The sequence below is a fragment of the Vibrio sp. 10N.247.311.13 genome (assembly GCF_041467595.1).
In the GTDB taxonomy this organism is placed as follows: domain Bacteria; phylum Pseudomonadota; class Gammaproteobacteria; order Enterobacterales; family Vibrionaceae; genus Vibrio; species Vibrio crassostreae_C.
On record NZ_JBFSUX010000131.1, the window covers coordinates 1 to 1,645 of the forward strand.

Below are 1,645 nucleotides of genomic sequence, written 5' to 3' on the forward strand. Positions count from 1 at the left end.
GATGATCTGATCGTAGCTTTAAGCATTAGTTCCCTGATTTAGGAAACAAAGCCGAACACCGGCACAAGAAGGCTACTTTATTAACAAGGGCTACCCCAAGGTGAATGCGAGCGTACTTGGAGTAAGTCAGAATGCGGATTATTACAAGTTGCCAGCAAACCCTTGGAGCAAGTATTCTTTGACTCTATGTGAAGCAGAAATCGCACTAGAGCAAATAAAGAGATCACGAAGCAGTTATATTTCTGCTCCCGAAAGGCTCAAAGACTTACCCAACATGCGATTCTCAACTGAGCAACTTCTTGAGAAAGCGGGTATAAACTCCATTGAGAAACTCAAAAACCTGGGCACGATTGGTGCTGTAGAGGCTATCCAACAGCATACCCACCATAAACCAACCATCGAGTTAGTTTGGTCGTTAGAGGGTGCAATCCAGGGTATACACCGTTCACAACTGCCGACGAACCTAAAAAATGCATTGCGCACCCAAGCTCAAAGTTATTATTAGCCTATATTGTTTTAACGAAGCTTAGATTCTTGTTAAATCCAAATGCGGTCAATTTGATGCCGTGGCTATTCCTAGCTACGGCTCATTAGGCTAACCCGCTGTCCTTAAGTGATTTCACTCAAGTTTAACGTCTTTAAATTAGCCTCCCCTTTCATTTGATCGCCCACTCCGTTTTAATTTTCACTGCCAGCCTTTATTTTGGTTTCCTACTATTCCCTCTGCTACAAATTACCATTCAAGTTTTAATGCAACTGAATTTATAACTATTTATTTTACAACCTGCCCTATCGCTACCAAACTAGGCATATCAACACAACACTAATAAAAGGTGCCTAAATATGCGTTCATTAATCTTTATTTCAACAGCAGTATTAGCAACTCTTATCTCTTTTCAGTCGGCGGCCGCAAATGTCACTGTACGTTGGACAGGGAAAGTACCGACTTCTGACTGCGCTTCAAACCCTATTAGCAATCAAGTCGCGTTCAACTCACAAAGCGAACGTTGTAAGGTTGAACTTAAACAAACTGAAATAACTAATACAAAAACAGCAAATAAAATGGTTTCGTTTGATGTGTAATATGAAAGGAAAACCCATTAAGTAGGCATAATAGCCAGATTAATATTCAACCTGACCTTGCATGTAATCGCAGCAAATAAATAATACGGGTATGATAATTAAACTGGCTGTTTGTTTATGCACTTAATCTTACATAAAGGGTCGCTAAGAATTTCGCTAGCCGACCACCCAACGATAAAACCCATCCAGCTCACACTCAGTGAATTTTTAGTTCTAAAAGAGTTACTCACTCATCAAGGGGAGCATTTAACCAAACACCATCTACTAAAAATGGGATGGCCCAATTCATTCGTCTGTGACAATGCATTGAATATGGTGATCATGTCTTTAAGAAAGAAGCTTCTTAGGCTCGGTGGATGGATAGAAATCAATACCATTTACAAGATAGGTTATAGTTTAAATAAAACTGACAAAATATGTGTTTTGCAGTGAATTTAAACACTCCCGTCCAAAAACCAGCGCCGCCAACCTACAACTTGCCTTTGAATATGACCAATGCATTCGGTCAGGCTTTGTTTCCTAAATCAGGGAACTAATGCTTAAAGCTACGATCAGATCATCT

Annotated in this window: 3 protein-coding genes; all 3 read left to right on the plus strand. The window is 39.9% G+C overall.

Features of this window, described 5'->3' with window-relative positions:
• The first annotated feature begins 100 nt into the window (after positions 1 to 100).
• Positions 101 to 505: a TfoX/Sxy family protein gene (locus AB6E52_RS22990; RefSeq protein WP_372189991.1), complete on the plus strand. Its 405-nt coding sequence runs from the start codon at positions 101 to 103 to the stop codon at positions 503 to 505.
• Positions 506 to 843: 338 nt separating this feature from the next.
• On the plus strand, positions 844 to 1,083 hold the full coding sequence (locus AB6E52_RS22995; RefSeq protein WP_017061717.1) for a hypothetical protein: 240 nt from the start codon (positions 844 to 846) through the stop codon (positions 1,081 to 1,083).
• Positions 1,084 to 1,200: 117 nt separating this feature from the next.
• Positions 1,201 to 1,515, plus strand: a complete 315-nt coding sequence (locus AB6E52_RS23000) for a helix-turn-helix domain-containing protein (RefSeq protein ID WP_017061716.1) — start codon at positions 1,201 to 1,203, stop codon at positions 1,513 to 1,515.
• Positions 1,516 to 1,645 lie beyond the last annotated feature (130 nt).

Bases quoted from the DNA above. Each gene is read 5' to 3' on its own strand.
- AB6E52_RS22995 (WP_017061717.1), top strand. From the start codon at position 844: ATGCGTTCATTAATCTTTATTTCAACAGCAGTATTAGCAACTCTTATC.
- AB6E52_RS23000 (WP_017061716.1), top strand. From the start codon at position 1,201: ATGCACTTAATCTTACATAAAGGGTCGCTAAGAATTTCGCTAGCCGAC.